The sequence below is a fragment of the Fusicatenibacter sp. genome (assembly GCF_050872605.1).
GTDB lineage: Bacteria > Bacillota > Clostridia > Lachnospirales > Lachnospiraceae > Fusicatenibacter.
In genome coordinates this window covers 39037-60929 of the sequence record NZ_JBNMHD010000001.1, presented here as the reverse complement: position 1 = coordinate 60929, position 21893 = coordinate 39037, and the positions used below count along the sequence as shown (strand labels likewise).

Annotated in this window: 20 protein-coding genes and 1 riboswitch; of the genes, 16 read left to right on the top strand and 4 right to left on the bottom strand. The window is 49.9% G+C overall.

Going from position 1 to position 21893, the window contains the following annotated elements; genetic code table 11:
• The first annotated feature begins 248 nt into the window (after positions 1 to 248).
• A complete protein-coding gene (locus tag ACY2VT_RS00355) occupies positions 249 to 1289 on the top strand; it encodes a polysaccharide deacetylase family protein (protein ID WP_461878464.1) in 1041 nt (346 codons plus the stop codon).
• Between the two features lie 86 nt (positions 1290 to 1375).
• On the opposite strand, the gene typA is transcribed toward ACY2VT_RS00355, so the two are convergent.
• Positions 1376 to 3205: a translational GTPase TypA gene (typA, locus tag ACY2VT_RS00350; protein WP_461878463.1), complete on the bottom strand. Its 1830-nt coding sequence runs from the start codon at positions 3203 to 3205 to the stop codon at positions 1376 to 1378.
• Positions 3206 to 3612: 407 nt separating this feature from the next.
• Here typA and ACY2VT_RS00345 point away from each other — a divergent pair, with 407 nt between their 5' ends.
• From ACY2VT_RS00345 to dapB, 3 genes are all read left to right on the top strand, one after another.
• Positions 3613 to 4242 (top strand): single-stranded DNA-binding protein, encoded by a 630-nt coding sequence (locus tag ACY2VT_RS00345; RefSeq protein ID WP_461878462.1) that lies wholly within the window; start codon positions 3613 to 3615, stop codon positions 4240 to 4242.
• 56 nt (positions 4243 to 4298) lie between these two features.
• A riboswitch (Lysine riboswitch) is annotated at positions 4299 to 4473 on the top strand.
• A gap of 152 nt (positions 4474 to 4625) precedes the next feature.
• Positions 4626 to 5516, top strand: a complete 891-nt coding sequence (dapA, locus tag ACY2VT_RS00340; protein ID WP_461878461.1) for a 4-hydroxy-tetrahydrodipicolinate synthase — start codon at positions 4626 to 4628, stop codon at positions 5514 to 5516.
• Between the two features lie 35 nt (positions 5517 to 5551).
• A complete protein-coding gene (gene dapB, locus ACY2VT_RS00335; protein ID WP_173813579.1) occupies positions 5552 to 6313 on the top strand; it encodes a 4-hydroxy-tetrahydrodipicolinate reductase in 762 nt (253 codons plus the stop codon).
• Positions 6314 to 6472: 159 nt separating this feature from the next.
• Here dapB and ACY2VT_RS00330 read toward each other — a convergent pair whose 3' ends face one another.
• Entirely contained in the window at positions 6473 to 7390 is a 918-nt protein-coding gene (locus ACY2VT_RS00330) for a metallophosphoesterase family protein (RefSeq protein ID WP_461878460.1), read from the bottom strand.
• 173 nt (positions 7391 to 7563) lie between these two features.
• Between ACY2VT_RS00330 and ACY2VT_RS00325 the strand changes: the two genes are divergently transcribed.
• The gene (locus tag ACY2VT_RS00325; RefSeq protein ID WP_461878459.1) at positions 7564 to 8208 is read left to right on the top strand and encodes a DUF4317 family protein; all 645 of its coding nucleotides are present in this window, start codon (positions 7564 to 7566) and stop codon (positions 8206 to 8208) included.
• A 216-nt stretch (positions 8209 to 8424) separates the two neighbouring features.
• Here ACY2VT_RS00325 and ACY2VT_RS00320 read toward each other — a convergent pair whose 3' ends face one another.
• Positions 8425 to 8844: a hypothetical protein gene (locus tag ACY2VT_RS00320; RefSeq protein ID WP_461874713.1), complete on the bottom strand. Its 420-nt coding sequence runs from the start codon at positions 8842 to 8844 to the stop codon at positions 8425 to 8427.
• Positions 8845 to 9038: 194 nt separating this feature from the next.
• On the opposite strand from ACY2VT_RS00320, the gene ACY2VT_RS00315 reads away from it, so the two are divergent.
• From ACY2VT_RS00315 to thiI, 9 genes are all read left to right on the top strand, one after another.
• Positions 9039 to 10262 carry a chloride channel protein gene (locus tag ACY2VT_RS00315; RefSeq protein WP_461874717.1) on the top strand — a complete coding sequence of 408 codons (1224 nt, stop codon included), beginning with the start codon at positions 9039 to 9041 and terminating at the stop codon, positions 10260 to 10262.
• A 154-nt stretch (positions 10263 to 10416) separates the two neighbouring features.
• Positions 10417 to 11307 (top strand): glucose-1-phosphate thymidylyltransferase RfbA, encoded by an 891-nt coding sequence (rfbA, locus tag ACY2VT_RS00310; RefSeq protein WP_022461852.1) that lies wholly within the window; start codon positions 10417 to 10419, stop codon positions 11305 to 11307.
• Positions 11308 to 11487: 180 nt separating this feature from the next.
• The gene (rfbD, locus tag ACY2VT_RS00305; protein ID WP_022461851.1) at positions 11488 to 12357 is read left to right on the top strand and encodes a dTDP-4-dehydrorhamnose reductase; all 870 of its coding nucleotides are present in this window, start codon (positions 11488 to 11490) and stop codon (positions 12355 to 12357) included.
• Between the two features lie 255 nt (positions 12358 to 12612).
• The gene (locus tag ACY2VT_RS00300) at positions 12613 to 13944 is read left to right on the top strand and encodes an MFS transporter (RefSeq protein ID WP_461878458.1); all 1332 of its coding nucleotides are present in this window, start codon (positions 12613 to 12615) and stop codon (positions 13942 to 13944) included.
• A gap of 112 nt (positions 13945 to 14056) precedes the next feature.
• Entirely contained in the window at positions 14057 to 15013 is a 957-nt protein-coding gene (prmA, locus tag ACY2VT_RS00295) for a 50S ribosomal protein L11 methyltransferase (RefSeq protein WP_461878457.1), read from the top strand.
• A gap of 58 nt (positions 15014 to 15071) precedes the next feature.
• Positions 15072 to 15824 carry a 16S rRNA (uracil(1498)-N(3))-methyltransferase gene (locus ACY2VT_RS00290; protein WP_349157682.1) on the top strand — a complete coding sequence of 251 codons (753 nt, stop codon included), beginning with the start codon at positions 15072 to 15074 and terminating at the stop codon, positions 15822 to 15824.
• Positions 15824 to 16978 carry a cysteine desulfurase family protein gene (locus ACY2VT_RS00285; RefSeq protein WP_461878456.1) on the top strand — a complete coding sequence of 385 codons (1155 nt, stop codon included), beginning with the start codon at positions 15824 to 15826 and terminating at the stop codon, positions 16976 to 16978. The genes ACY2VT_RS00290 and ACY2VT_RS00285 overlap by 1 nt, the downstream gene beginning before the upstream one ends.
• A 16-nt stretch (positions 16979 to 16994) precedes the next feature.
• On the top strand, positions 16995 to 17651 hold the full coding sequence (thyX, locus tag ACY2VT_RS00280; protein ID WP_461874722.1) for an FAD-dependent thymidylate synthase: 657 nt from the start codon (positions 16995 to 16997) through the stop codon (positions 17649 to 17651).
• A gap of 9 nt (positions 17652 to 17660) precedes the next feature.
• Entirely contained in the window at positions 17661 to 18839 is a 1179-nt protein-coding gene (gene thiI, locus ACY2VT_RS00275; protein ID WP_461878551.1) for a tRNA uracil 4-sulfurtransferase ThiI, read from the top strand.
• 133 nt (positions 18840 to 18972) lie between these two features.
• Here the strand turns inward: thiI and ACY2VT_RS00270 are convergent, their stop codons facing one another.
• Positions 18973 to 19206, bottom strand: a complete 234-nt coding sequence (locus ACY2VT_RS00270) for an HPr family phosphocarrier protein (RefSeq protein ID WP_022461844.1) — start codon at positions 19204 to 19206, stop codon at positions 18973 to 18975.
• Between the two features lie 162 nt (positions 19207 to 19368).
• Between ACY2VT_RS00270 and mtaB the strand changes: the two genes are divergently transcribed.
• Together mtaB and murB are read left to right on the top strand one after the other, a co-directional pair.
• Complete coding sequence (mtaB, locus tag ACY2VT_RS00265; RefSeq protein WP_055227741.1) at positions 19369 to 20703, top strand: tRNA (N(6)-L-threonylcarbamoyladenosine(37)-C(2))-methylthiotransferase MtaB; 1335 nt, start codon at positions 19369 to 19371, stop codon at positions 20701 to 20703.
• A gap of 262 nt (positions 20704 to 20965) precedes the next feature.
• A complete protein-coding gene (gene murB / locus ACY2VT_RS00260; protein WP_461878550.1) occupies positions 20966 to 21877 on the top strand; it encodes a UDP-N-acetylmuramate dehydrogenase in 912 nt (303 codons plus the stop codon).
• Positions 21878 to 21893: the final 16 nt, after the last annotated feature.

Below are 21893 nucleotides of genomic sequence, written 5' to 3'. Positions count from 1 at the left end.
TCTTTCTTTTTTTGACAAAATGTTAAGAAACCATAAACATTAATTTACCAGAAGAGGAAAAATGTAAGAATTTGTTCCTTGCATCTTCGGTGAGATCACGTTATGATAGAAGGTAGAAAAATGTCGAAAAACGTTTTACGTTGCGACGGAAGAAGTTCCGCAAAAAAGAGCGGAACGATGGGGTATAAATAAATCATATGGATAGAAAATCATTAAAACAGAGAAGAAAGCAGATGCGCCGCAGACAGATGATGCAGAAAGTATCACGGATTTCCCTGGGTGTGGTAATCGGCCTTCTTTTTCTTGTGCTTATCTGGAAAATTGCAGGTCCGCAGCTTGCAAAAAAAGGAATTGTATTGAGTAATGACACAGCAGCAAAGACAGTGAGCGAGACGGCTCCGGAGGCGGAGGATGGATCGGGAAATGCTGGTATCCAGAAGCTTGCAGAGACCACACCGCCGAATGAGACGCCGGGATGGCAGTACAGCTCGTCAGGCTGGTGGTATGCGACGGATGCTGCGACATACTACGTCAACGGCTGGGCGGATATCGACGGAAACCAGTATCATTTTGATTCCAACGGCTACATGGCGACCGGCTGGAAGGCGATCGGAGGAAAAGGCTGTTACTTTGATGACCAGGGGGTTTATCAGCCGGACCGAAACGGTTCGATGATGGTAGCTCTGACCTTCGACGACGGCCCTGGCGTTTACACCAGTACACTTCTCGACACGCTGGAGCAGTACGGTGCCAAGGCGACCTTCTTCATGCTCGGCAGCAACGTGGAAAAATACGGTGCGGACGTCATCCCGCGTATGGCGGCGATCGGCTGTGAACTTGGAAACCATTCTTATGCACATCCGAATATGAAAGAACTGAGCACCGACGACGGCCTCGCGCAGTTCCAGATGACCGACGACCTGATCGCCCAGTACAACAACGGACAGGGCGCATCCGTCATCCGTTTCCCATACGGAAACAGCACCGACGATCTGCTTGCGGTGGTCGGCCGTCCGAGCATCATGTGGGACCTTGATACGCGTGACTGGGAGACGAAAAACGTTCAGTCCAATATCAGCGCGGTGCTTGACCAGGTCAGCCCGGGAGACATTATCCTGATGCATGACATCCACGAGGCAACAGTAGAATCGTGTGCGACGATCGTGCCGGAGCTCATCAACCGCGGATACGAACTTGTGACAATTCATACGCTCGCAGCAGCAAACGGCGTGGATCTTGCGGCAGGGCAGACCTACTACGGATTCCACGATGGAACGACAAACGAATAAAAAACAGAATAGAAAAACGACAAAAAACCGCCGGTTCACTTTTCAATCAGAAGTGAACCGGCGGTTCTTATATTTATTGTAAATCTTTATTTCATTGCCGCTCTCTTACGAAGTCTGGAATCCAGCTCTTTCTTACGGATACGTAAGGAAACCGGAGTAACCTCCAGAAGCTCGTCCTTGTCGATGAAGTCCAGAGCCTGCTCCAGGGAAAGAATTCTCGGCGGAGTCAGACGCAGAGCCTCGTCGGAGGAAGAGGTACGGGTGTTGGTCAGGTGTTTCGTCTTGCAGACGTTCAGCTCGATATCCTCGGCTTTACCGTTCTGTCCGATGACCATACCAGCGTAAACCTTCTCGCCAGGTCCGATGAACAGAGTACCGCGCTCCTGTGCGGAGTACAGACCGTAGGTAACGGACTCGCCTGCTTCGAAAGCGATCAGGGAACCCTGTTTGCGGTATTCGATGTCGCCCTTGTACGGTGCGTAATCTTCAAACTCGGTGTTCAGGATACCAGTTCCTTTGGTGGAGGTCATGAAGATTCCGCGGAATCCGATCAGGCCTCGTGCCGGAATTTCGAACTCCAGACGGGTAGAACCATCGCTTGCGCGGCTCATGCCGTGAAGCTCGCCTTTTCGCTCACTGAGGAGCTGGATGACGGTGCCGGAGAACTCGTCCGGAACATCAACGTAAGCGATTTCCATTGGCTCGAGCTTGCGTCCGCGCTCGTCCTCTTTGTAGATAACTTCTGCCTTACTTACGGCGAACTCATATCCCTCACGGCGCATGTTCTCGATCAGAACGGACAGATGCAGCTCACCACGGCCGGAAACCTTGAAGCAGTCTGCAGAATCGGTCTCCTCGACACGGAGGGAAACGTCGGTATTCAGCTCACGCATCAGACGGTCGCGCAGGTGGCGGGAGGTTACATATTTACCTTCTTTACCAGCCAGCGGACTGTCGTTTACGATGAAGTTCATGGAAATGGTCGGCTCGGAGATTTTCTGGAACGGGATAGAAACCGGGTTGTCCAGATCGCCGCAGAGGGTATCTCCGATGTGGATATCCGGGATACCGGAAACAGCAACGATGGAACCGATGCCTGCCTCGGTAACCTCTACTTTTTTCAGTCCGTCAAACTCATACAGCTTGCTGACCTTTACTTTTTTCTTCTTGGTCAGATCGTGGTGGTTGACCAGCATAACGTCCTGGTTCACACGGATCGTTCCGTTTTCTACTTTACCGACACCGATACGGCCAACGTACTCGTTGTAGTCGATGGTGCTGATCAGAAGCTGCATGCCGGCTTCCGGATCTCCAGTCGGAGCCGGGATGTATTTCAGAATCGTCTCGAACAGAGGAGTCATATCCTTCGGAGTATCGTTCAGATCGAGTACTGCATGACCCATCTTTGCGGATGCATACAGGAACGGACAGTCAAGCTGCTCGTCGGATGCGTCGAGGTCCATCAGAAGCTCGAGTACTTCGTCGATGACTTCATCCGGGCGTGCCTCCGGGCGGTCGATCTTGTTGATGCAGACGATAACGGACAGATCCAGTTCAAGTGCTTTTTTCAGCACGAATTTTGTCTGCGGCATAGCGCCCTCAAATGCGTCTACGACCAGGATAACGCCGTCTACCATTTTCAGAACTCGCTCAACCTCGCCGCCGAAGTCCGCATGGCCTGGGGTGTCGATGATGTTGATTTTCGTTCCCTTGTAGTAAACTGCTGTATTTTTGGAAAGAATGGTGATTCCACGCTCACGCTCGATATCGTTCGAGTCCATGACACGTTCCTGAACCTCCTGGTTGGCACGGAAAACGCCGCTCTGTTTCAGAAGCTCGTCTACCAGTGTAGTTTTACCATGATCGACATGGGCGATAATGGCAACGTTTCTTACATCTTCTCTCGTTGTTTTCATTTCTTCATTCCTCTTCCTATGAGTTGACCCTGCCGGGCTCTGCGTTTCAAAATTTCAAGCCGGCCGGGAATGTTTATCACAGCACAAAGGCAGGTGCCTTGCCGTTTCTGTCTCCGCTGGATGCCTGCCTATCTGAACTATTATATCACAGAACAGAGAAAAAAAACAGGGAAGATGTGACATTTTTTGTATTGCAATGGTAGAAAATATAAAGCATGTGGTGCGGTTTTTACAGAAACATATACAAAAAATTGGGCAGAATGCTGATTTGAAAAGAAAGGAAAAAAATCTGGAAAAAAGTGGTTCTGAAAAAGAAATGTGGTACATACATTAGGATTATAGATCAGCAAAGTACCGATCAGAAATAGTGTTAAGCAGGAAAAAGACAAAGGAAGGGGATTTTCATTATGGCAGACAAGATGATTGAAAACAATCAGGTGGTTATCATGGGAGAGATTGTCTCCCCGTTTACCTTCAGCCATCAGGTGTTCGGAGAGGGCTTTTACCTCGTCGATGTGATGGTAAAGCGTTTAAGCGAATCACAGGATATCATTCCGGTGATGGTGTCCGAACGGCTGGTGGACGTATCGCAGGATTATCAGGGCGAGTGGATCTGCATCAGCGGACAGTTCCGGTCCTACAACCGCCACGAGGAGAAGAAGAACCGTCTGGTGCTCTCCGTATTTGCGCGGGAATTAAGCTTCGTGGAGGAAGAAGATGATTCCGTCAAATCCAACCAGATTTACCTCGATGGATACATATGTAAACCGCCGGTCTACCGGAAAACACCTCTGGGAAGAGAGATCGCCGACCTTCTGATCGCCGTCAACCGCCCGTACGGAAAATCGGATTATATCCCGTGCATCTGCTGGGGAAGAAATGCGCGGTATGCCTCCGCATTCGCCGTGGGCGGCCATGTCCTCATCTGGGGACGGATCCAGAGCCGCGAATATATGAAGCGCCTGAGCGAGACGGAAATGGAAAAGCGGACCGCGTATGAGGTTTCGGTGAGCAAGCTGGAATACAGTGAGAATTAAAGCCACGATCCGCTGTTGACAAGAAAATTTAATGATGCTATAGTAAGAGCAGAACTGAAGTGGATAGAGGTCGCATTACTTCAAGAGTACCTTTTCGGATGCCTCAGCAGCAAAAGAAGAAGAGGAAAAGGGAAGGATGCCGAAGGACATCCGGCGCTGAACCGGAATGCTCCTGGGCGCAGGTTGAAAAAATCTGCGACTGTCATCGAGAGATGGAGAGCTATCTGATCATAGATACTGCGTATGTGTGAATTTGGAGGCGATCTTATCGGGGATGAGACGCCTCTTTTTTTGCGGAAAGATAAGATTTCCGCGAAGCCCCTGCTCCGGCGCATGAATTGTTTCTATAGTGATCTGATATGACATACAGGAGGAAAAAAAGAATGTCTATTTTTAAAGGCGCAGCCGTTGCAATTATTACACCGATGACCGAAACACAGGAAGTGAATTACGAGAAACTCGGAGAAATTATCGAGGAGCAGATCGCAGGCGGAACCGACGCGATCGTCATCTGCGGAACAACAGGTGAGGCTTCCACCCTGTCCCACGAGGAGCATCTTGATACCATCAAATATACGGTAGAAAAAGTAAACCACAGAATCCCGGTTATCGCAGGAACCGGCTCCAACAGCACCGAGACAGCCATCTATCTGTCCCAGGAAGCAGAGAAATACGGCGTGGACGGACTTCTTCTCGTTTCTCCGTATTACAATAAAGCAACCCAGAAAGGCCTGATCGCACACTTCTCCGCGATTGCAAACAGCGTCAAAGTGCCGATCATCCTTTACAATATCCAGGGTAGAACCGGCGTGAATATCGCACCGGAAACCATCGCTTACCTGTTCAACAACGTTGAGAATATCGTTGCAGTCAAAGAGGCTTCCGGCAATATCTCCCAGGTAGCAAAAATCATGCAGCTGACCGATGGAAAGATCGACCTGTACTCCGGAAACGACGATCAGGTTGTGCCGATCCTTTCCCTTGGCGGAAGCGGCGTCATCTCTGTTCTTTCCAATGTAGCACCGCGTGAGACCCACGATATGGTACAGAAATTCCTCGACGGCGATGTGGCTGGTGCAAGAGAAATCCAGCTGAGAGCCCTGCCGCTCATCGATGCCCTGTTCTGCGAAGTAAACCCGATTCCGGTAAAAGCAGCGCTGAACCTGATGGGCAAAGAGGTTGGCCCGCTTCGTCTGCCGCTGACCGAGATGGAGCCGCAGAACCAGGAGCGCCTGGCAAAGGCTATGAAAGATTTTGGAATCAAACTGGCTTAAGTTAAGAATACACGAAGTAAAGAAGGAAAAAGACAATGGTTAAAATTATTATGCATGGCTGCAACGGCCATATGGGACAGGTCATCACCGGCCTGGTAAAAGAAGATGCAAACGCAGAAATCGTAGCCGGAATCGATATGAACGACAATGGGCAGAACGACTACCCGGTATTCAAAAGTCTGACAGAGTGTGATGTCCCGGCAGATGTTGTCGTTGATTTTTCTTCCTACAAGGCAGCGGACGCACTGATGGATGCATGCAAAGAGAAGAAACTGCCGCTTGTTTTGTGCACCACAGGCCTCACCGAGGATCAGCTGAAAAAAGTGCAGGAGACCAGCAAGGAAATCCCGGTTCTCCGCTCCGCAAACATGTCTCTTGGTGTCAACACCCTGATGAAACTGGTACAGGCAGCCGCAAAAGTGCTCGCCGAGGCAGGCTTTGATATGGAGATCGTGGAAAAGCACCACAAACTGAAATGCGACGCCCCGAGCGGAACTGCCATCGCCCTGGCCGACAGCCTGAACGAGGCAATGGATAACCAGTACCACTACGTATACGACAGAAGCCAGCGTCACGAGCAGCGTGATCCGAAGGAAATCGGTATTTCTGCCGTACGCGGCGGTACGATCGTCGGGGACCACGACGTCATCTTCGCAGGACCGGATGAGGTTGTTACCCTGTCCCACAGAGCATATTCCAAAGGTGTCTTTGGAAAAGGCGCGGTAGAGGCTGCAAAATTCCTGGCTGGAAAACCGGCCGGTATGTATGATATGCAGGATGTGATTGCTGCGAAGTAAGGCAGAAGCAGGGAATAGAAAAGATAAAAAAGAAGGCAGGCTGTGTGCAGTTGCACAGCCTGCCTTCTTTGCCAAGCATATCAATAATTGGTCCAGTGAACCAATTTTGATTCGAGCTGCTTTTCTGTTTTAGCCAATGAGTTTTTTCACTTATGAAATCTATTTCAGCTCCCGTTCCGCTTTTTCCCAGATTTCTTCGTCAAGATCAGTCAGCGCCAGTGCATCCGCAAGTTCCCGCACCCGTTTTACCGTGAGATAAAAGTAATTGATGCCGCAGGTCAGCGTCCGCTTTAAGGAGCGGGCAAGTACACTGCCGTGCGTTTCCAGCCCGGCGCGGTCGAACTCGGCGAGATAGCCCTCGAGATCATAGGGGATCTGAAAACATTCGATCTGCCATGTGCTGTTTTCCAACGTCAGAATTGCAAAATGCGCATGACCGCCGACACCATCAAGCGCAAGACCAAGGGAGCCTGGATTCAGATACGTTTTTCCGGCGTATTCTTTCTGCTCCTGCTTGTGGCTGTGGCCGCCGAGCAGGATAGCGGCATCAAGATATTCCAGATGAGAAAGCAGGAGTTCCGGATGCAGTCCGAAATTCCCACGGATTTCACCAGGTGCGCCGTGGCAGAGCCGAAGTGCCGGGAAAAGGGATTCACGGCAGGTGTCCGGTGTAACTTCTTCCTGCGGCACAAAAACAGGAATCAGATGGCCCGTTTCATCCATTTTTCCAATCAGAACACCGTCTGTCGGCAGCTGCTCAAAAAATTTCAGATCCTGCGCGGTAAGATTCCGAAACGTGTAATCCAGAAGCCCGCTCGTCGAAGAACCCGCCTTCCAGTTCTGCGGCTGCCAGAGATGCTCAAGCAGATATTCCTCCCGGTTGCCGCGCACCAGATAGCACGGAAACTCCTCCTGCATTTCACTGAGCGCTTTCATCATCCGCTGCGGAAACGGCCCATCCGTCACAAAATCCCCCAGTCCGATGATACCATCAATCTCCTGACTGCGAAGAAACGCCATCACTTCCGAAAGCGCATAATAATTCCCATGAAGATCACTGATTACTGCTAATTTCATGTATTGTCCTTTCTGTGTCAAAGTCAAAAATACGAGATACTGATTCGATTTTAACAAATGAAGAGAAGAAACGCAATTTTAAAAAGATAAGAATGAAATGCTGACAGAAAAAGCATGTTGTGATAAGATCAAAGACAGAGAATTTCGAATATCTTTACTGTCGGAGGGAATGTATGATTAATCGGGAAGACATGCTGGAGCTGACGAGGAGAATGACGCCGGCGCGGACTTCGTTTGTGCGGATGGCGGGTTGCTATACGGATTCGGATGGGGAGTATGACGGCAGTTTCAACATTCATTTTCTGAAACTGTCCGGTTCGGAAAAGGCCAAGAATCTGGCGATTGCCAAGAAAATTCCGTTTGCGGAATCGAATGAGAAGCTGCGGGAATACCGTTTTCCGGAAACATCCCAGGGTCCGGGCAGTATCTGGCAGATGCTGATGGCACTGCGGGAATGCGGACTGAAGAACGATGCGCTGTTGGAAACGTTTTATGATATCCTGATCGAAGGCTTGCAGATTCACGGGGCCTATGCCATTTACATGTTTTATGACCGGTATGATATTCCCGCCAAAGCTTCCGATAAAGAGCGTTTGGGGGAATCCGAGGAGATGTTCCCCTATCTGATCTGCGCTGTCTGCCCGCTGGTCGGGGAATACGAGCCGGGAAATCCTATTTGTGGATTCCTGTTCCCGGCCTTTGTGGACCGGAGCGGCGATCTGGAACGGATTGATATTTATGCAGAGCGTGCGGCATGGGGCGATCGGATGGCCGGTATTCTTGGTGCGAAGGGCAGAAAATTCAGCAGCGGTCTGTAAAACTATGAGAAACACGCTCCGCGAGTTTCTCAAGTTATCGCGGCAGTCGCCAAGGTTGCGTGCAAGCACGGACTTTGGCTCGTTGCCCGCGTAAATAAAAATTGACGGATCAAACCAGGTGCTGACGTGCCTGACAGTAAAAAACTTCCCGGCGAACCTGCATGTATCGTTCGCCAAGGGAAGTTTTTTTAATACGGGAGCAGCAGAACTGCATATTTACTGTGCCATCCCCGCCCCATTCTGTGTAGTTGCCCCGTTTTCCTGCGGATTCTGAGTCTCATTGCTGCCGCCGCTTACCACATCATCCACCGCGCGGCCGACATCCTCAACGCCCTCACCGACACCGCGGGTCACATCTTCCGCTGCGTCACCGACATCATCCCCAAGGGTATTTCCATCCCCGGTATTCGCGCCGTTTGCATTCCCGTCGGTGCCCTCCGTCACATCATTTACGTTGTCATTTGCCGGCATCTCTGTCGTATTGACATCGTTTCTGTTATCTGTCTGCCCCATGTCGCTCTCCGTGTTGGTATTGCCGTTCCCCGTGTCGTTTGTGGTGTTGTTTCCGCAGGCCGTCATCCCGGCCAGTAACCCCGCCAATGCCAGCGTCATACACACTTTTCTGATTTTTCTCATCTTCAAAAATCTCCTTTCCCTAACAGTGTCTGGACAGTTGCTAGTATTTGAAGAATGCCGGAAAATATACAAAAAAGAAGCAGCCGTCACAAATCTTGACAAAAATCAGTTTTATGGAAGCTTTGCGGCGGGCTGGCAGCGGAGTAAAATTTGTGATATGATAGCAGCAGAATTCAACAAAGGAGAGACAGAAGATGAAAGAAGAACTGAAGAAATCCATCCGCACCTACGGAGCTCTGCTGCTGCTCGGTGTCACCGGCGTTCCGATGGGCGCGGCAGTCGGTCTGATCGAGGCGCTGTTCTGCCGTCTGCTGCTGAAAGTAACGGCCATCCGTGTGGCGCATCTTTTCTGGTGTCTGCCGTTTCTCGCCGTGGCAGGTCTTGTGATTGTAATCGTCAATCAGAAATTCGGCGGCAAGGGAACGAAGGGCATGAGTCTGATTTTCGATGTGGCGTATGAAGAAGAAGAGGAGCTTCCGCTCCGCATGATCCCGCTGGCAATGCTTTCGACAACGCTGACCCACCTGTTCGGCGGAAGTGCCGGACGTGAGGGCGTTGCGGTACAGATCGGCGCAGTATTTTCCTATTTTGCAGGAAAGAAACTGCCGTTCAAAAATGCTCCTGGAATCTTTCTGGTGACAGGAATGGCAGCCGGCTTTGCGGGCATGTTCGGGACACCGATTGCGGCTGTGATCTTTGCAGTGGAAGTGCTCGCTGCCGGAGAAATGCGGTATGAAGCGCTGCTTCCTGCATTTACAGCATCCTTTTCCGCGAGCGCTGTGGCTTCCCTGCTTGGAATCCACAAAGAAAATCTGACGATCCACATCAGCGAAAGCCTGACACCATTTCTGCTGGTACGCCTGATTACACTCGGTATCATCTTTGGAATCACAGGCGGCCTCTTTGCGTGGTGTCTGAAACGTACGAAAAAATATCTCGGTGAAAAAATCAAAAATCCGCTGGTACGCGTTTTTTCCATCGGTGTTGTCTTAAGTATTCTGTTTCTGGTTCTGTACCGCGGACGGTACTGCGGCTTTGGAACGAATCTTGTCGAGGCAGTTTTTACGGGAGAGAAAGTGTACGCCTATGACTGGGCGCTGAAATTTATTCTGACGGTATTGACGCTGTCTGCCGGTTTCCAGGGCGGCGAGGTGACGCCGCTGTTTACCATCGGAGCAACCCTGGGCGCAGTCCTCGGCAGTCTGTTCGGCATTCCGGTGGAACTTTCTGCGGCGCTTGGCTACGCTGCTGTTTTCGGCGGCGGAACGAATACACTGCTGGCCGCTATCTTCATCGGCGGCGAAATTTTCGGTTACGATTATCTGCCGTATTTCTTCATTGTCTGCACGGCCGCCTACGTATTTAACCGCAACAGCTCGATCTATTCCCGCCAGAAATTGACGAAGTACAGCTGCTGATCAGAAGAAATCCTGATAGAAAATGGTCTTTTAGACAGAAAATCACACAATCCGCGTCAACCCGTGTCATACCGTTACGTTACGACACGGGTTGACGCGTTTCCGGGAATAAGGTTATACTAGAGGTATCATATACGAAAAAGGAGTAATGAACATGAAAGGTATCGTACTTGCCGGGGGTTCCGGCACACGTCTTTATCCGTTAACTATGGTAACATCCAAACAGCTTCTCCCGATCTATGACAAGCCGATGATCTACTATCCGCTGTCTGTTCTGATGAACGCAGGCATCCGTGATATCCTGATCATCTCCACCCCGCAGGACACCCCGCGTTTTGAGGCACTGCTCGGTGACGGTCATCAGTTCGGTGTACAGCTTTCCTACAAGGTACAGCCAAGCCCGGACGGACTGGCACAGGCCTTCATCATCGGCGAGGAGTTCATCGGAGATGATTCCGTTGCCATGGTGCTCGGCGACAACATCTTCTTCGGACACGGTCTGAACAAACGCCTGAAAGCAGCAGTAGAAAACGCTGAGACCGGAAAAGGCGCAACCGTATTCGGCTATTATGTAGATGATCCGGAGCGTTTCGGAATCGTAGAATTTGACTCCGAGGGAAAAGCCATCTCCATCGAAGAGAAACCGGAGAAACCGAAATCAAACTATTGTGTTACAGGTCTGTACTTCTATGACAACAAAGTCGTAGAGTATGCAAAGAACCTGAAACCGTCACCGCGCGGAGAGCTTGAGATCACCGACCTGAACCGGATCTATCTGGAAGACGGCAGCCTGAACGTTGAGCTTCTCGGACAGGGCTTCACCTGGCTGGATACCGGTACACATGAGAGCCTGGTAGAGGCAACCAACTTCGTAAAAACTATCGAGACCCATCAGCACCGCAAGATCGCATGCCTCGAAGAGATCGGTTACCTGAACGGCTGGATCGGCAAAGATCAGCTTCTGACCGACATCGAACCGCTGAAGAAAAACCAGTACGGCCAGTACCTGATGGACGTGATGAACGGAAAATATATCGACAAATAAAAGCGAACAGCGTTGAAGAAAACTGCCCCGGAAGAAAAATCCGGGGCAGTTTTTGAAAAAAAGTGCTTGACCATGACATAACGTCACCCTTTATACTCATGGTACAAACAGAAAATCAGACTGAAAAACAAGAGACAGACAAAACATAACGATAACAAAATCAGAAAAAGGAGAACCATTATGAGAGTATTTGTAACAGGTGTAAAAGGCCAGCTCGGCCATGACGTCATGAATGAACTTGCAAAACGCGGCCATGAGGGAATCGGCGTTGATATTGAAGAAATGGACATCACCGATGCAGAAAGCGTAAGAAAAGTCATTACCGAAGCAAACCCGGATGTCGTAATCCACTGTGCAGCATGGACCGCTGTAGACCTTGCTGAGGATGATGACAAAAAAGAAAAAGTACATCAGGTCAATGCAGTCGGAACCGAGAACATCGCAAAAGTCTGCCATGACCTTGACTGCAAAATGATTTACATCTCCACCGACTACGTATTCGACGGCCAGGGCACCCGCCCGTGGGAGCCGGATGATGAGCGTCATCCGCTGAACGTATACGGCCAGACGAAATACGAGGGAGAGCTCGCGGTAGAGAAATGGGTGAAAAAATTCTACATCGTCCGCATCGCATGGGTATTCGGCGTGAACGGAAAGAACTTCATCAAGACCATGCTGAACCTTGGAAAGACACACGATCATCTGACTGTTGTAGATGATCAGGTAGGAAGCCCGACCTACACCTACGACCTGTCCCGCCTGCTTGTCGACATGGCAGAGAAAGAGAACTACGGCCGCTACCATGCAACAAACGAGGGACTCTGCTCCTGGTATGAGTTCGCCTGCGAGATTTTCAAACAGGCCGCTGAGATCGATCCGGCTTACGGAAAAGTAAGTGTATCCCCGGTAAGCTCTGACCAGTACCCGGCAAAAGCAAAACGTCCGTCCAACAGCCGCATGAGCAAAGAGAAGCTGACGGAGAACGGATTCGAAAAACTGCCGACCTGGCAAGATGCCCTGCACAGATATCTGCGCGAGATCGAATTCTAAATTTCAAATTTTAAGATTCAGATTTCATAAGAATGGAGCTTCCCCAAAAGCAAAACGGGGAGGCTCCATTTTTGATGGAAAGCCCCATTCTTTTTCGTAAATAATAACAAAAATTGTCCCCAAATTTCTATCTGCAAAAGCCCTCGTTTTTATTGACTTTTGGAAATGAAGTTGCCATTATGAAAGCAGAATCTTTGCGGATCCGGTGGGGGCCGGAGCGCGAAGCTGATAAAAGAAGGTATGGGGGATCCAACAATGAAAAAGAGTCTGTTTTACCGGGCAAAAAAGATGCCGCCATCTGCGCAGATCATGCTGCTGTTTGCCGTCGAGGGTGTATTTCTGCAATATATCACATCGATCAACGGCTTCGGTCTGAATCTGTATGCGACAAACATGGGTGCAACCGACAGTCAGATCGGCATTATCCAGATGGTGCCGAACATTGTAGCGTGTGCAGCACTGCTGCCGCTTGGAATTCTGGCGGATCGTCTGAAGTCGACAAAGACGATACCGATGCTTACACTTCTTGTGATGTGTGCCGGCTATGCATTTCTTGGAAGTGTACCGGCATTCGGCGAGAGACGTATGGAGCTGTTTTTTGTATCACTGGCATTTACTGCGGGGGCACTTGCTATTTACAATGCGCAGTGGCAGGCAATGTTCGGTGCTGCGGTTTCACTGCGGCAGCGAAACGATGTCTATGCCTTTCGGAATCAGTTCATGTTTGTGATTGGTATTCTTGCACCGGTGATCTGTGGCATTCTGATGGGAAGATGCCACACGGCCGATGGAAAGCTTCTGGTACTCCGAAGCTTCTTTTATCTGTGTGCTGCCTGTGTTCTGCTGCAGGCCGCTGCAATCAAAAAAATTCCGGTGGAACAGCAGGAGGAGGGAAAAGCTCCGGCAGAAGCGGGGAAGGCATCCTCACGTTTTTCTGTTTCTGATCTGCTGGAGGCGATCACAAGCGTGGGGAAAAATAAAGCATTGCGCTGGTTTTTCGTGCCGGTGGTCTTTTTCTATATCACCTGGCAGCTTGACTGGAGCATGTGGTATTTAGGACAAGTCAAATACTGCAAAATGTCGGAGATGACACTTTCCATCTGCAACGGTGTTTTCAATATCGGTCAGCTTGCGGCAGTTGGAATGATCGCGAAGGTTGTCCGGAAAAAATCGCCGGATTTTGCACTGATTTTCGCCGGGATCGGTCTTTGCTTCTGTCCGGTTATTATGATTCTGGTTCCACATTTACCGCTGGCGTACCGCGGGGTTACTTTTATTGTTCTGATGACGGTTCTGAACGCTCCACAGTGTGCCGTTGCACTCTGTACGGTACAGATTCTTTTAAATGCCGCACCGGAAAAGAACCGTTCGCTTTTGATCAGCCTCTTTACGATGATGACGACGCTGACCAACAGTGTTCTGCCGTTGCTTGGTGTCCGTCTGTATACGGCACTTGGGGCAGATCTTACGGCACTGTACCGGTTCAATCTGATAGATCTTGGGGTTCGCATTTTATCCACACTCGGGCTGGTATGGCGTTATCAGAAGGCGAAAAAAGATGGCTTTCTGACAAAGATTTCGGATTGAGACGGGCCGTAAAAGCCGAAAATAACATTTACAACAGGAACGATATCGTGTATGATAAATGTGGCTTTCTTTGCACGTATGGAAAAGAGAAGCGCAAAAAGGAGTTTAAACAATGAAATGGAATAAATTTACATTAAAAACAAGATCGGAAGTGGAAGACATTGTGATCTCCACTCTGGCCGATGTGGGAATCGAAGGCGTGGAAATTCAGGACAAACAGCCTTTGACCGAGAGCGACAAACAGCAGATGTTCGTGGATATCATGCCGGATATTCCGGATGACGATGGCATTGCCTACCTGAATTTTTACCTCGATGTGGATGATGACAAGGAGAAGGTTCTTGCAGATGTCCGCGCGGCACTTGCAGAAATGCAGGAGTTCCTGGACCTTGGAGAGTGCACCATCACAGAGTCTGAGACAGAGGACAAGGACTGGATCAACAACTGGAAACAGTATTTCAAACAGTTCTATGTGGACGACATTCTGATCATCCCATCCTGGGAGGAAGTAAAGCCGGAAGACCGGGATAAAATGATCATCCATATCGATCCGGGCACAGCTTTTGGAACGGGTATGCATGAGACAACACAGCTTTGCATCCGTCAGTTAAAGAAATATGTGACAAAGGATACCGAGCTGCTTGATGTCGGAACCGGAAGCGGTATTCTTTCGATTATTGCACTGAAGCTTGGTGCACGTCATGCGGTCGGAACAGATCTCGATCCGTGTGCGGTTCCTGCAGTTGAGGAAAACAAAGAAGTCAATGGAATTCCGGTAGAAGCGTTTGATATGATGATCGGAAATATCATTGATGACAAAGAAGTACAGGACAAAGTCGGATACGAAAAATACGATATCGTTACCGCAAATATTCTGGCGGATGTTCTCGTTCCGCTGACACCGGTAATCGTACACCAGATGAAGCCGGGCGCTGTTTATATCACATCCGGTATTCTCGATGTAAAAGAGGAAGTTGTCAAAGAGGCAGTCGTTGCAGCGGGACTTGAAGTAGTTGAAGTTACGCATCAGGGCGAATGGGTTTCTGTTACGGCAAGAAAACCGATGTAAATCAGGAAAAACAAGATATCAGAAAAGCGAAATACCAGAAGAGAAAGAGAACAGATTCATGTACCGTTTTTTTGTAGAAGAAAGTCAGATTTACAACGGCACTGTCCACATCACGGGCAGTGACGTCAATCATATCAAAAACGTGCTCCGCATGCGGCCGGGTGAAAAAATCCTGGTCAGTACCGGAGGCGAAAAGGAATATCATTGTGCTGTTTCGGACTTTCCGGAAGGGGAGGTTCTTGCCGCAGTAGAAGAAGTCACGGCAGCAGACAGAGAACTTCCGTCCGGAATTGTGCTGTTTCAGGGTCTGCCAAAAGGTGACAAAATGGAACTGATCATCCAAAAAGCAGTGGAACTTGGTGCGACGGAAATTGTTCCGGTGGAGATGAAACGCTGCGTTGTGAAGCTGGACCGGAAAAAGGCGGAAAAGAAAGCGGAACGGTGGCAGACGATCGCACTTGGTGCGGCAAAGCAGTCCAAACGGATGCAGATTCCGACGGTACACATGCCTGTTACATTTCAGCAGGCGCTTGCGATGATGGCAGAATCAGACGTTCGCCTGATGCCGTATGAGAACGCAGAAGGGATGGAAGGAACGAGAAGAATTCTGGAATCCATTGAACCGGGCGAATCCATTGCGGTCCTGATCGGACCGGAGGGCGGCATCGACGAAGCGGAAGTGGAAATGGCCATGAAGGCAAAGGTAGAGCCGATTACGCTCGGAAAGCGCATTCTGCGCACAGAAACGGCCGGAATGACCGTACTTTCCATTCTGGTGTATCTTTTAGAAGGAAGGGAACGAACAAGATAATGGAAGCATATCTGGACAATTCCGCAACCACCTGTGTTTATCAGGAAACCGCAGATCTCGTCTGTGATCTGATGGTAAATCATTATGGAAATCCGTCTGCGATGCATCAAAAAGGGGTAGAAGCAGAACAATATATCAGAACCGCCCAGGAAACGCTGGCGAAGATTCTGAAAGTCAAAGAAAAAGAAATTTTCTTTACCTCCGGTGGCACAGAGTCCGACAACTGGGCACTTGTCGGAACGGCAATGGCAAACAGGAGAACGGGAAACCACATCATCACGAGCGCGATCGAGCACCCGGCAGTGTCGGCACCGCTGGCATTTCTGGAGGAGCAGGGATTCCGTATTACGCGCCTGCCGGTAAATAAAGAAGGTCTTGTGGATGTGAACGAACTCGAAGAAGCGATCACGCCGGAGACGATTCTCGTTTCGATTATGTATGTCAACAATGAGATCGGTGCTGTTGAGCCAATCGAGGAGATCGGACGCAGAATCAAGGCGAAAAATCCGAAAACGTATTTTCATGTCGATGCGATCCAGGCGTTTGGCAAATACCGGATTTATCCGAAAAGAATGGGAATCGATATGCTCTCTGTGAGCGGTCACAAAATTCACGGACCAAAGGGAAGCGGCTTTTTATATATTGATGAGAAAGTAAAAATCCGTCCGCTGATCTTAGGCGGCGGCCAGCAGAACGGCATGCGTTCCGGAACCGACAATGTGCCGGGCATCGCAGGCCTTGCGAAATCCGCTGAGATCGTCTACAGGCATTTTGACGGGCAGACTGCGCAGATGCGTGCCTGCAAACACCGTCTGATCGAAGGCTTACGGGAGCTGGACGATGTGGTCATCCATGGCATGCCGGAAGAAGAGGGTGCGCCGCAGATCGTCAATGCATCGTTCTTAAATGTGCGCAGTGAAGTGCTGCTGCACACGCTGGAGGACCGCCAGATCTACGTTTCCGCCGGAAGCGCCTGCTCATCACACAAGAGAGCCGGAAGCCCGACGCTGACTGCCATCGGCGCATCGAAAGCCGAGATGGAGTCTGCCGTGCGGTTCAGCTTCAGCGAATTTACGACACTGGAACAGATTGATTACACCCTGGATACGCTGCGCGAGGTACTGCCGATGCTGCGCAGATTTACCAGGAAATAATAGAAAGAGGAAAATTATGATTACAATACAGCCGGAAATTGAAATCCTGAGCACCGAATCCTACGAGGATATGCTGCGCCGGATCGAGAAAATCGGAAGAGTCTGCTATAAGAGCGAGGAGCGCATTGGAGAAGGCACTGCAGAGAAATTCATCGCAGGCATCATCAAACGCGGCCATGAATCCGTCATTGAGCATGGCTCCATCACCGTAAAAGTAACGTGCGACCGCGGCGTGACCCATGAGATCGTCCGCCACCGTATCGCAAGCTACAGCCAGGAGAGCACCCGCTACTGCAACTATTCGAAAGATAAATTTGGAAACCAGATCACCTGTATCGACCTGGCAACCGGATTTTCCTATGATCTGGACGACGAGAACGACCGTAAAAAATACGAGGTATGGCAGAAAGCAATGGAAGCTGCAGAGCAGTATTACTTCCAGATGCTCGAACTCGGAGCAAAGCCGGAGGAGGCAAGAAGCATTCTTCCGAACTCCCTGAAAACCGAGATCGTCATGACCATGAACTTAAGAGAGTGGCGCCACTTTATCAAACTGAGAAGCGCCAACGCCGCACATCCGCAGATGCGTCAGGTATCTGACCTGATCCTGAAGAAATTTTCTGAGGAATATCCTCTGTTCTTCCGCGATCTGGCTGAGAAAAAAGGAGAATAAAAAACGATGATGTACAAAGCATTTCTGGTAAAATACGCAGAGATCGGCATTAAGGGAAAGAACCGTCATCTGTTTGAAAAAGCGCTGTGCGTGCAGATGGAACATGCACTTGCGCCGGTGGACGGAGATTTTCAGGTTACCCGTGAGATGGGACGAATTTATGTCAACACCGAGGGAGACTTCGATTACGAGGGCGCTGTCGATGCGCTGACAAGAGTTTTCGGTATCGCCGAGATCTGCCCGGTTGTCATTTTAGAGGACACCGGCTTTGAAGATCTGGCAGAGGCAGTGGTTTCCTACGTGAAAGAACTGTACCCGACCGAGGAAAAAACCTTTAAGGTATGCGCACGCCGTGCGAACAAAAATTATCCGATGCATACGATGGAAGTCAACTGCGAGCTGGGCGGCCGCATTCTCGATGTCTGCCCGAACCTCAAAGTAGACGTTCACGAGCCGGATATCTATCTGAACGTTGAGCTGCGTCAGAAAATTTATCTGTACTGCGAGAGCATCGCAGGCCCTGGCGGTATGCCGGTCGGCACAAACGGACAGGCCATGCTGCTGCTTTCCGGCGGTATCGACAGTCCGGTTGCCGGATACATGATCGCAAAACGCGGTGTTAAGATTGATGCCGTTTACTTCCACGCTCCGCCGTACACCAGCGAGAGAGCCAAACAGAAGGTTGTGGATCTTGCAAAACTCGTTGCACGCTACAGCGGCCCGATCCGTCTGCATGTGGTCAACTTCACCGAGATCCAGCTTGCAATCTACGAAAAATGCCCGCACGACGAGCTGACCATCATCATGCGCCGTTATATGATGAAGATCGCAGAAGCGTTTGCACGTCAGGACAAATGCCTTGGCCTGATCACCGGAGAGAGTATCGGACAGGTGGCAAGCCAGACGATGCATTCCCTCGCCGTTACCAACGAAGTCTGCACCATGCCGGTCTTCCGTCCACTGATCGGTTTCGACAAACAGGAGATCGTCGATATTTCCGAAAAAATCGGTACGTACGAGACATCTGTTCTGCCGTATGAGGACTGCTGCACGATCTTCGTTGCAAAGCATCCGGTGACAAAACCGAACCTGAATGTCATCAAATGCTCCGAGCGCCATCTGGACGACGTGATCGACGAGATGATGGAACGCGCAGTTTCTACCGCAGAGACGATCGAGGTCTGCTAAGGAAAACTTGTTTTAAAGAACAAAAAGGCCGGATCTTGTTTTGGGGGTTCTGAAAAACAAGATCCGGTCCTGATGATAAACAAAGACAAAAAAAGAGCCGCGGCGAGTGCGCGGCCCTTATGTTCTATCGTAATTATACAATGTACGGAGCAAGAACATCAAGTACGGTCTGAAGAGCATCTCCATCAGCATGGACGTTCAGGTCGATCGGTTTGGAAAGGTCGAGGCTGAAGATTCCCATGATGGATTTTGCGTCGATTACGTATCTTCCGGATACCAGATCGAAATCAAAATCGAATTTGGAAATGTCGTTGACGAAAGATTTTACTTTGTCGATAGAATTAAGAGAAATCTGTACTGTTTTCATGTTTGTAATCCTCCCTGTTATTTGGTTAACATTATTTATTACCCTCATTTAACAGCTTTATCTTACCGTCTGGAGGGGAAAAAGTCAATGCGAAAACATACAAAGATAAAGTGGAATCTTCGTGATTTTTAATAATAAAGATGAAGAAGAAAGGAGTATGGCATGAAAAAAACGGTAGCTTTGCATAATCTTGGGTGTAAAGTGAACGCATATGAGCTGGAAGCCATCCAGCAGCTCCTCGAAAACAGAGGGTACGAGATCGTGCCTTTTGCACCGGGAGCGGATGTTTACATTATCAATACGTGTACCGTGACGAACATTGCGGACCGGAAATCGCGGCAGATGCTGCACAAAGCGAAAAAGATGAATCCCGATGCGGTTGTCGTGGCCTGCGGCTGTTATGTGCAGGCGGCCGGGGAAAAACTCGAAGAGGATACGGCGATTGATCTGATCATCGGAAATAATAAGAAGAAAGATCTTGTGGATATTCTGGAAAACTTTCTGGCAGAACGTGAGGATGGTGGAAAACCATCCGACGCGGAGTGTAAGAGCTTCCTCGTGGATATGACACACAACCGTGAGTACGAGACACTCTCGATCAGCAAAACGGCGGAGCACACCCGCGCATTCCTGAAAGTACAGGATGGATGCAATCAGTTCTGTACTTATTGTATTATCCCGTACGCGCGCGGCAGAGTCAGAAGCCGCCGCCAGAGTGATGTGGTAGAAGAAGTAAAACGTCTGGTGGAGGCCGGATACCAGGAAGTCGTGCTGACCGGTATCCACCTTTCCTCCTACGGACTCGATTTCCCGGAGGGCGAAAAAGAGACGCTGCTCGACCTGATCCGCGCTGTTGATGCAGTGGACGGCATCAGAAGAATCCGTCTCGGATCCCTGGAGCCGGGCATCATCACCGAAGAGTTTGCAGAGGCGATCGCCGCAATGCCGAAGGTGTGCCCGCATTTCCATCTTTCGCTGCAGAGCGGAAGCAATGGAACACTGAAGCGGATGAACCGGAAATATACCGCAGAAGAATACAAACACAAATGCGATCTGCTGCGTAAGGTATATGGAAATCCGGCGCTGACGACCGATGTGATTGTCGGTTTCCCGCAGGAGAGTGAGGAGGAGTTTGAAGAGTCGCGCGCCTTTGTCGAGGACATTCATTTCTTCGAGACTCACATCTTCAAGTATTCGAGAAGAGAAGGCACCCGCGCCGCAGCGATGGCAGGCCAGATTCCGGAGCAGGAGAAGACGAAGCGCAGCCACGTTCTGCTGGAACTGGACGAGAGACGGAGACAGGAATATATGGAAGGCTTCCTCGGAAAAGAGCTGGAAGTGCTCATGGAAGAAGAAGTCGAGATCGACGGCGTCCGTTACTGGACGGGACACACGAGAGAATATCTGCGCGTTGCCGTTCTTTCAGAAGGAAATCTTATGAATCAGATGGTGCTTGTCACCCCGGCGAGAATCCATGGAAAAGACTGTCTGATGTAGGAAATGATACCAATCCGGAAGATCTGATAGAAAAAAGAGCCGGAACGAAAAAGTTCGTTGCACTTTTTGAGGGTTCGTGGTAGAATACCCCGTGAGCCTGCAAAAAGGCGGGCAGACGAAGAAGAAAAACAGCGGCTGGCAGAACGAACGAAGAAGTGAGGGATGTCGGCTGCTTTCGCGTCTAAAAAAAGTATAATCTGTAATTCGTAGTAATTCGTAATGAAATGTTCGGCCGCAGATGCGGCAAAGGGTAAAAATCGTGATCAAAGAAGAGATTGTCAGAGAACTTTATGCAATTGCAGGGGAAGATGCGGTACAGACCGCAGAACCGATGAAAAATCATACGACCTTCCGTGTGGGCGGTCCGGCAGATTATTTCGTCGCTCCTCATACAGAAGAAGAAATCAGAAAAATCGTGGCTCTCTGCGAAGAAAAAGAGATCCCGTGGTTCGTCACCGGAAACGGCAGCAATCTCGTTGTAAGTGACGAGGGCTACCACGGTGTGATTCTTTCGGTTTACAAAAACTTTCAGGGAATCGAAGTGGAAGGAAACAGAATCCGGGCGAAAGCCGGAAGCATGCTCGTATCCATCAGCCAGGCGGCAAGAGAAGCCGGTCTTTCCGGTATGGAGTTTGCCTCCGGAATCCCTGGAACTTTAGGCGGCGGCGTCCGTATGAACGCGGGAGCCTACGGCGGAGAGATGAAGGATATTGTACAGAATGTCACTGTACTCACAAGAGAAGGTGAGATCCGGGAACTGGAAAAAGAAGAGCTCGGCTTCGGCTACCGTGCCAGCGTCATCAAAGACAGAGGCTACGTCGTACTTGGAGCAGAACTTATGCTTGCTCCGGGAGATAAAGAAGAAATTCTTGCCCGCATGCAGGAATTGAAAAACAAGCGGGTAGAGAAACAGCCGCTCGAGTATCCGAGCGCCGGCAGCGCATTCAAGCGGCCGGAAGGCTATTTCGCAGGCAAGCTTGTGATGGATGCCGGACTTTCCGGCTACGCAGTCGGCGGTGCAAAAGTATCGGAAAAACACTGCGGCTTCCTGATCAATGCAGGCGGTGCAACCGCATCGGATGTGATGGAACTGATCCGTCAGATCCAGGCAAAAGTAAAAGAACAGTTTGGCGTACAGCTTGAGCCGGAAATCCAGTTCCTCGGGGAATTCTGATTTTCGTTATCCACCA

Excerpts from the sequence above, each read along its gene's own strand:
- ACY2VT_RS00355 (WP_461878464.1), top strand. The coding sequence starts at position 249 with ATGATGCAGAAAGTATCACGGATTTCCCTGGGTGTGGTAATCGGCCTT.
- typA (WP_461878463.1), bottom strand. The coding sequence starts at position 3,205 with ATGAAAACAACGAGAGAAGATGTAAGAAACGTTGCCATTATCGCCCAT.
- ACY2VT_RS00345 (WP_461878462.1), top strand. The coding sequence starts at position 3,613 with ATGGCAGACAAGATGATTGAAAACAATCAGGTGGTTATCATGGGAGAG.
- dapA (WP_461878461.1), top strand. The coding sequence starts at position 4,626 with ATGTCTATTTTTAAAGGCGCAGCCGTTGCAATTATTACACCGATGACC.
- dapB (WP_173813579.1), top strand. The coding sequence starts at position 5,552 with ATGGTTAAAATTATTATGCATGGCTGCAACGGCCATATGGGACAGGTC.
- ACY2VT_RS00330 (WP_461878460.1), bottom strand. The coding sequence starts at position 7,390 with ATGAAATTAGCAGTAATCAGTGATCTTCATGGGAATTATTATGCGCTT.
- ACY2VT_RS00325 (WP_461878459.1), top strand. The coding sequence starts at position 7,564 with ATGATTAATCGGGAAGACATGCTGGAGCTGACGAGGAGAATGACGCCG.
- ACY2VT_RS00320 (WP_461874713.1), bottom strand. The coding sequence starts at position 8,844 with ATGAGAAAAATCAGAAAAGTGTGTATGACGCTGGCATTGGCGGGGTTA.
- ACY2VT_RS00315 (WP_461874717.1), top strand. The coding sequence starts at position 9,039 with ATGAAAGAAGAACTGAAGAAATCCATCCGCACCTACGGAGCTCTGCTG.
- rfbA (WP_022461852.1), top strand. The coding sequence starts at position 10,417 with ATGAAAGGTATCGTACTTGCCGGGGGTTCCGGCACACGTCTTTATCCG.
- rfbD (WP_022461851.1), top strand. The coding sequence starts at position 11,488 with ATGAGAGTATTTGTAACAGGTGTAAAAGGCCAGCTCGGCCATGACGTC.
- ACY2VT_RS00300 (WP_461878458.1), top strand. The coding sequence starts at position 12,613 with ATGAAAAAGAGTCTGTTTTACCGGGCAAAAAAGATGCCGCCATCTGCG.
- prmA (WP_461878457.1), top strand. The coding sequence starts at position 14,057 with ATGAAATGGAATAAATTTACATTAAAAACAAGATCGGAAGTGGAAGAC.
- ACY2VT_RS00290 (WP_349157682.1), top strand. The coding sequence starts at position 15,072 with ATGTACCGTTTTTTTGTAGAAGAAAGTCAGATTTACAACGGCACTGTC.
- ACY2VT_RS00285 (WP_461878456.1), top strand. The coding sequence starts at position 15,824 with ATGGAAGCATATCTGGACAATTCCGCAACCACCTGTGTTTATCAGGAA.
- thyX (WP_461874722.1), top strand. The coding sequence starts at position 16,995 with ATGATTACAATACAGCCGGAAATTGAAATCCTGAGCACCGAATCCTAC.
- thiI (WP_461878551.1), top strand. The coding sequence starts at position 17,661 with ATGTACAAAGCATTTCTGGTAAAATACGCAGAGATCGGCATTAAGGGA.
- ACY2VT_RS00270 (WP_022461844.1), bottom strand. The coding sequence starts at position 19,206 with ATGAAAACAGTACAGATTTCTCTTAATTCTATCGACAAAGTAAAATCT.
- mtaB (WP_055227741.1), top strand. The coding sequence starts at position 19,369 with ATGAAAAAAACGGTAGCTTTGCATAATCTTGGGTGTAAAGTGAACGCA.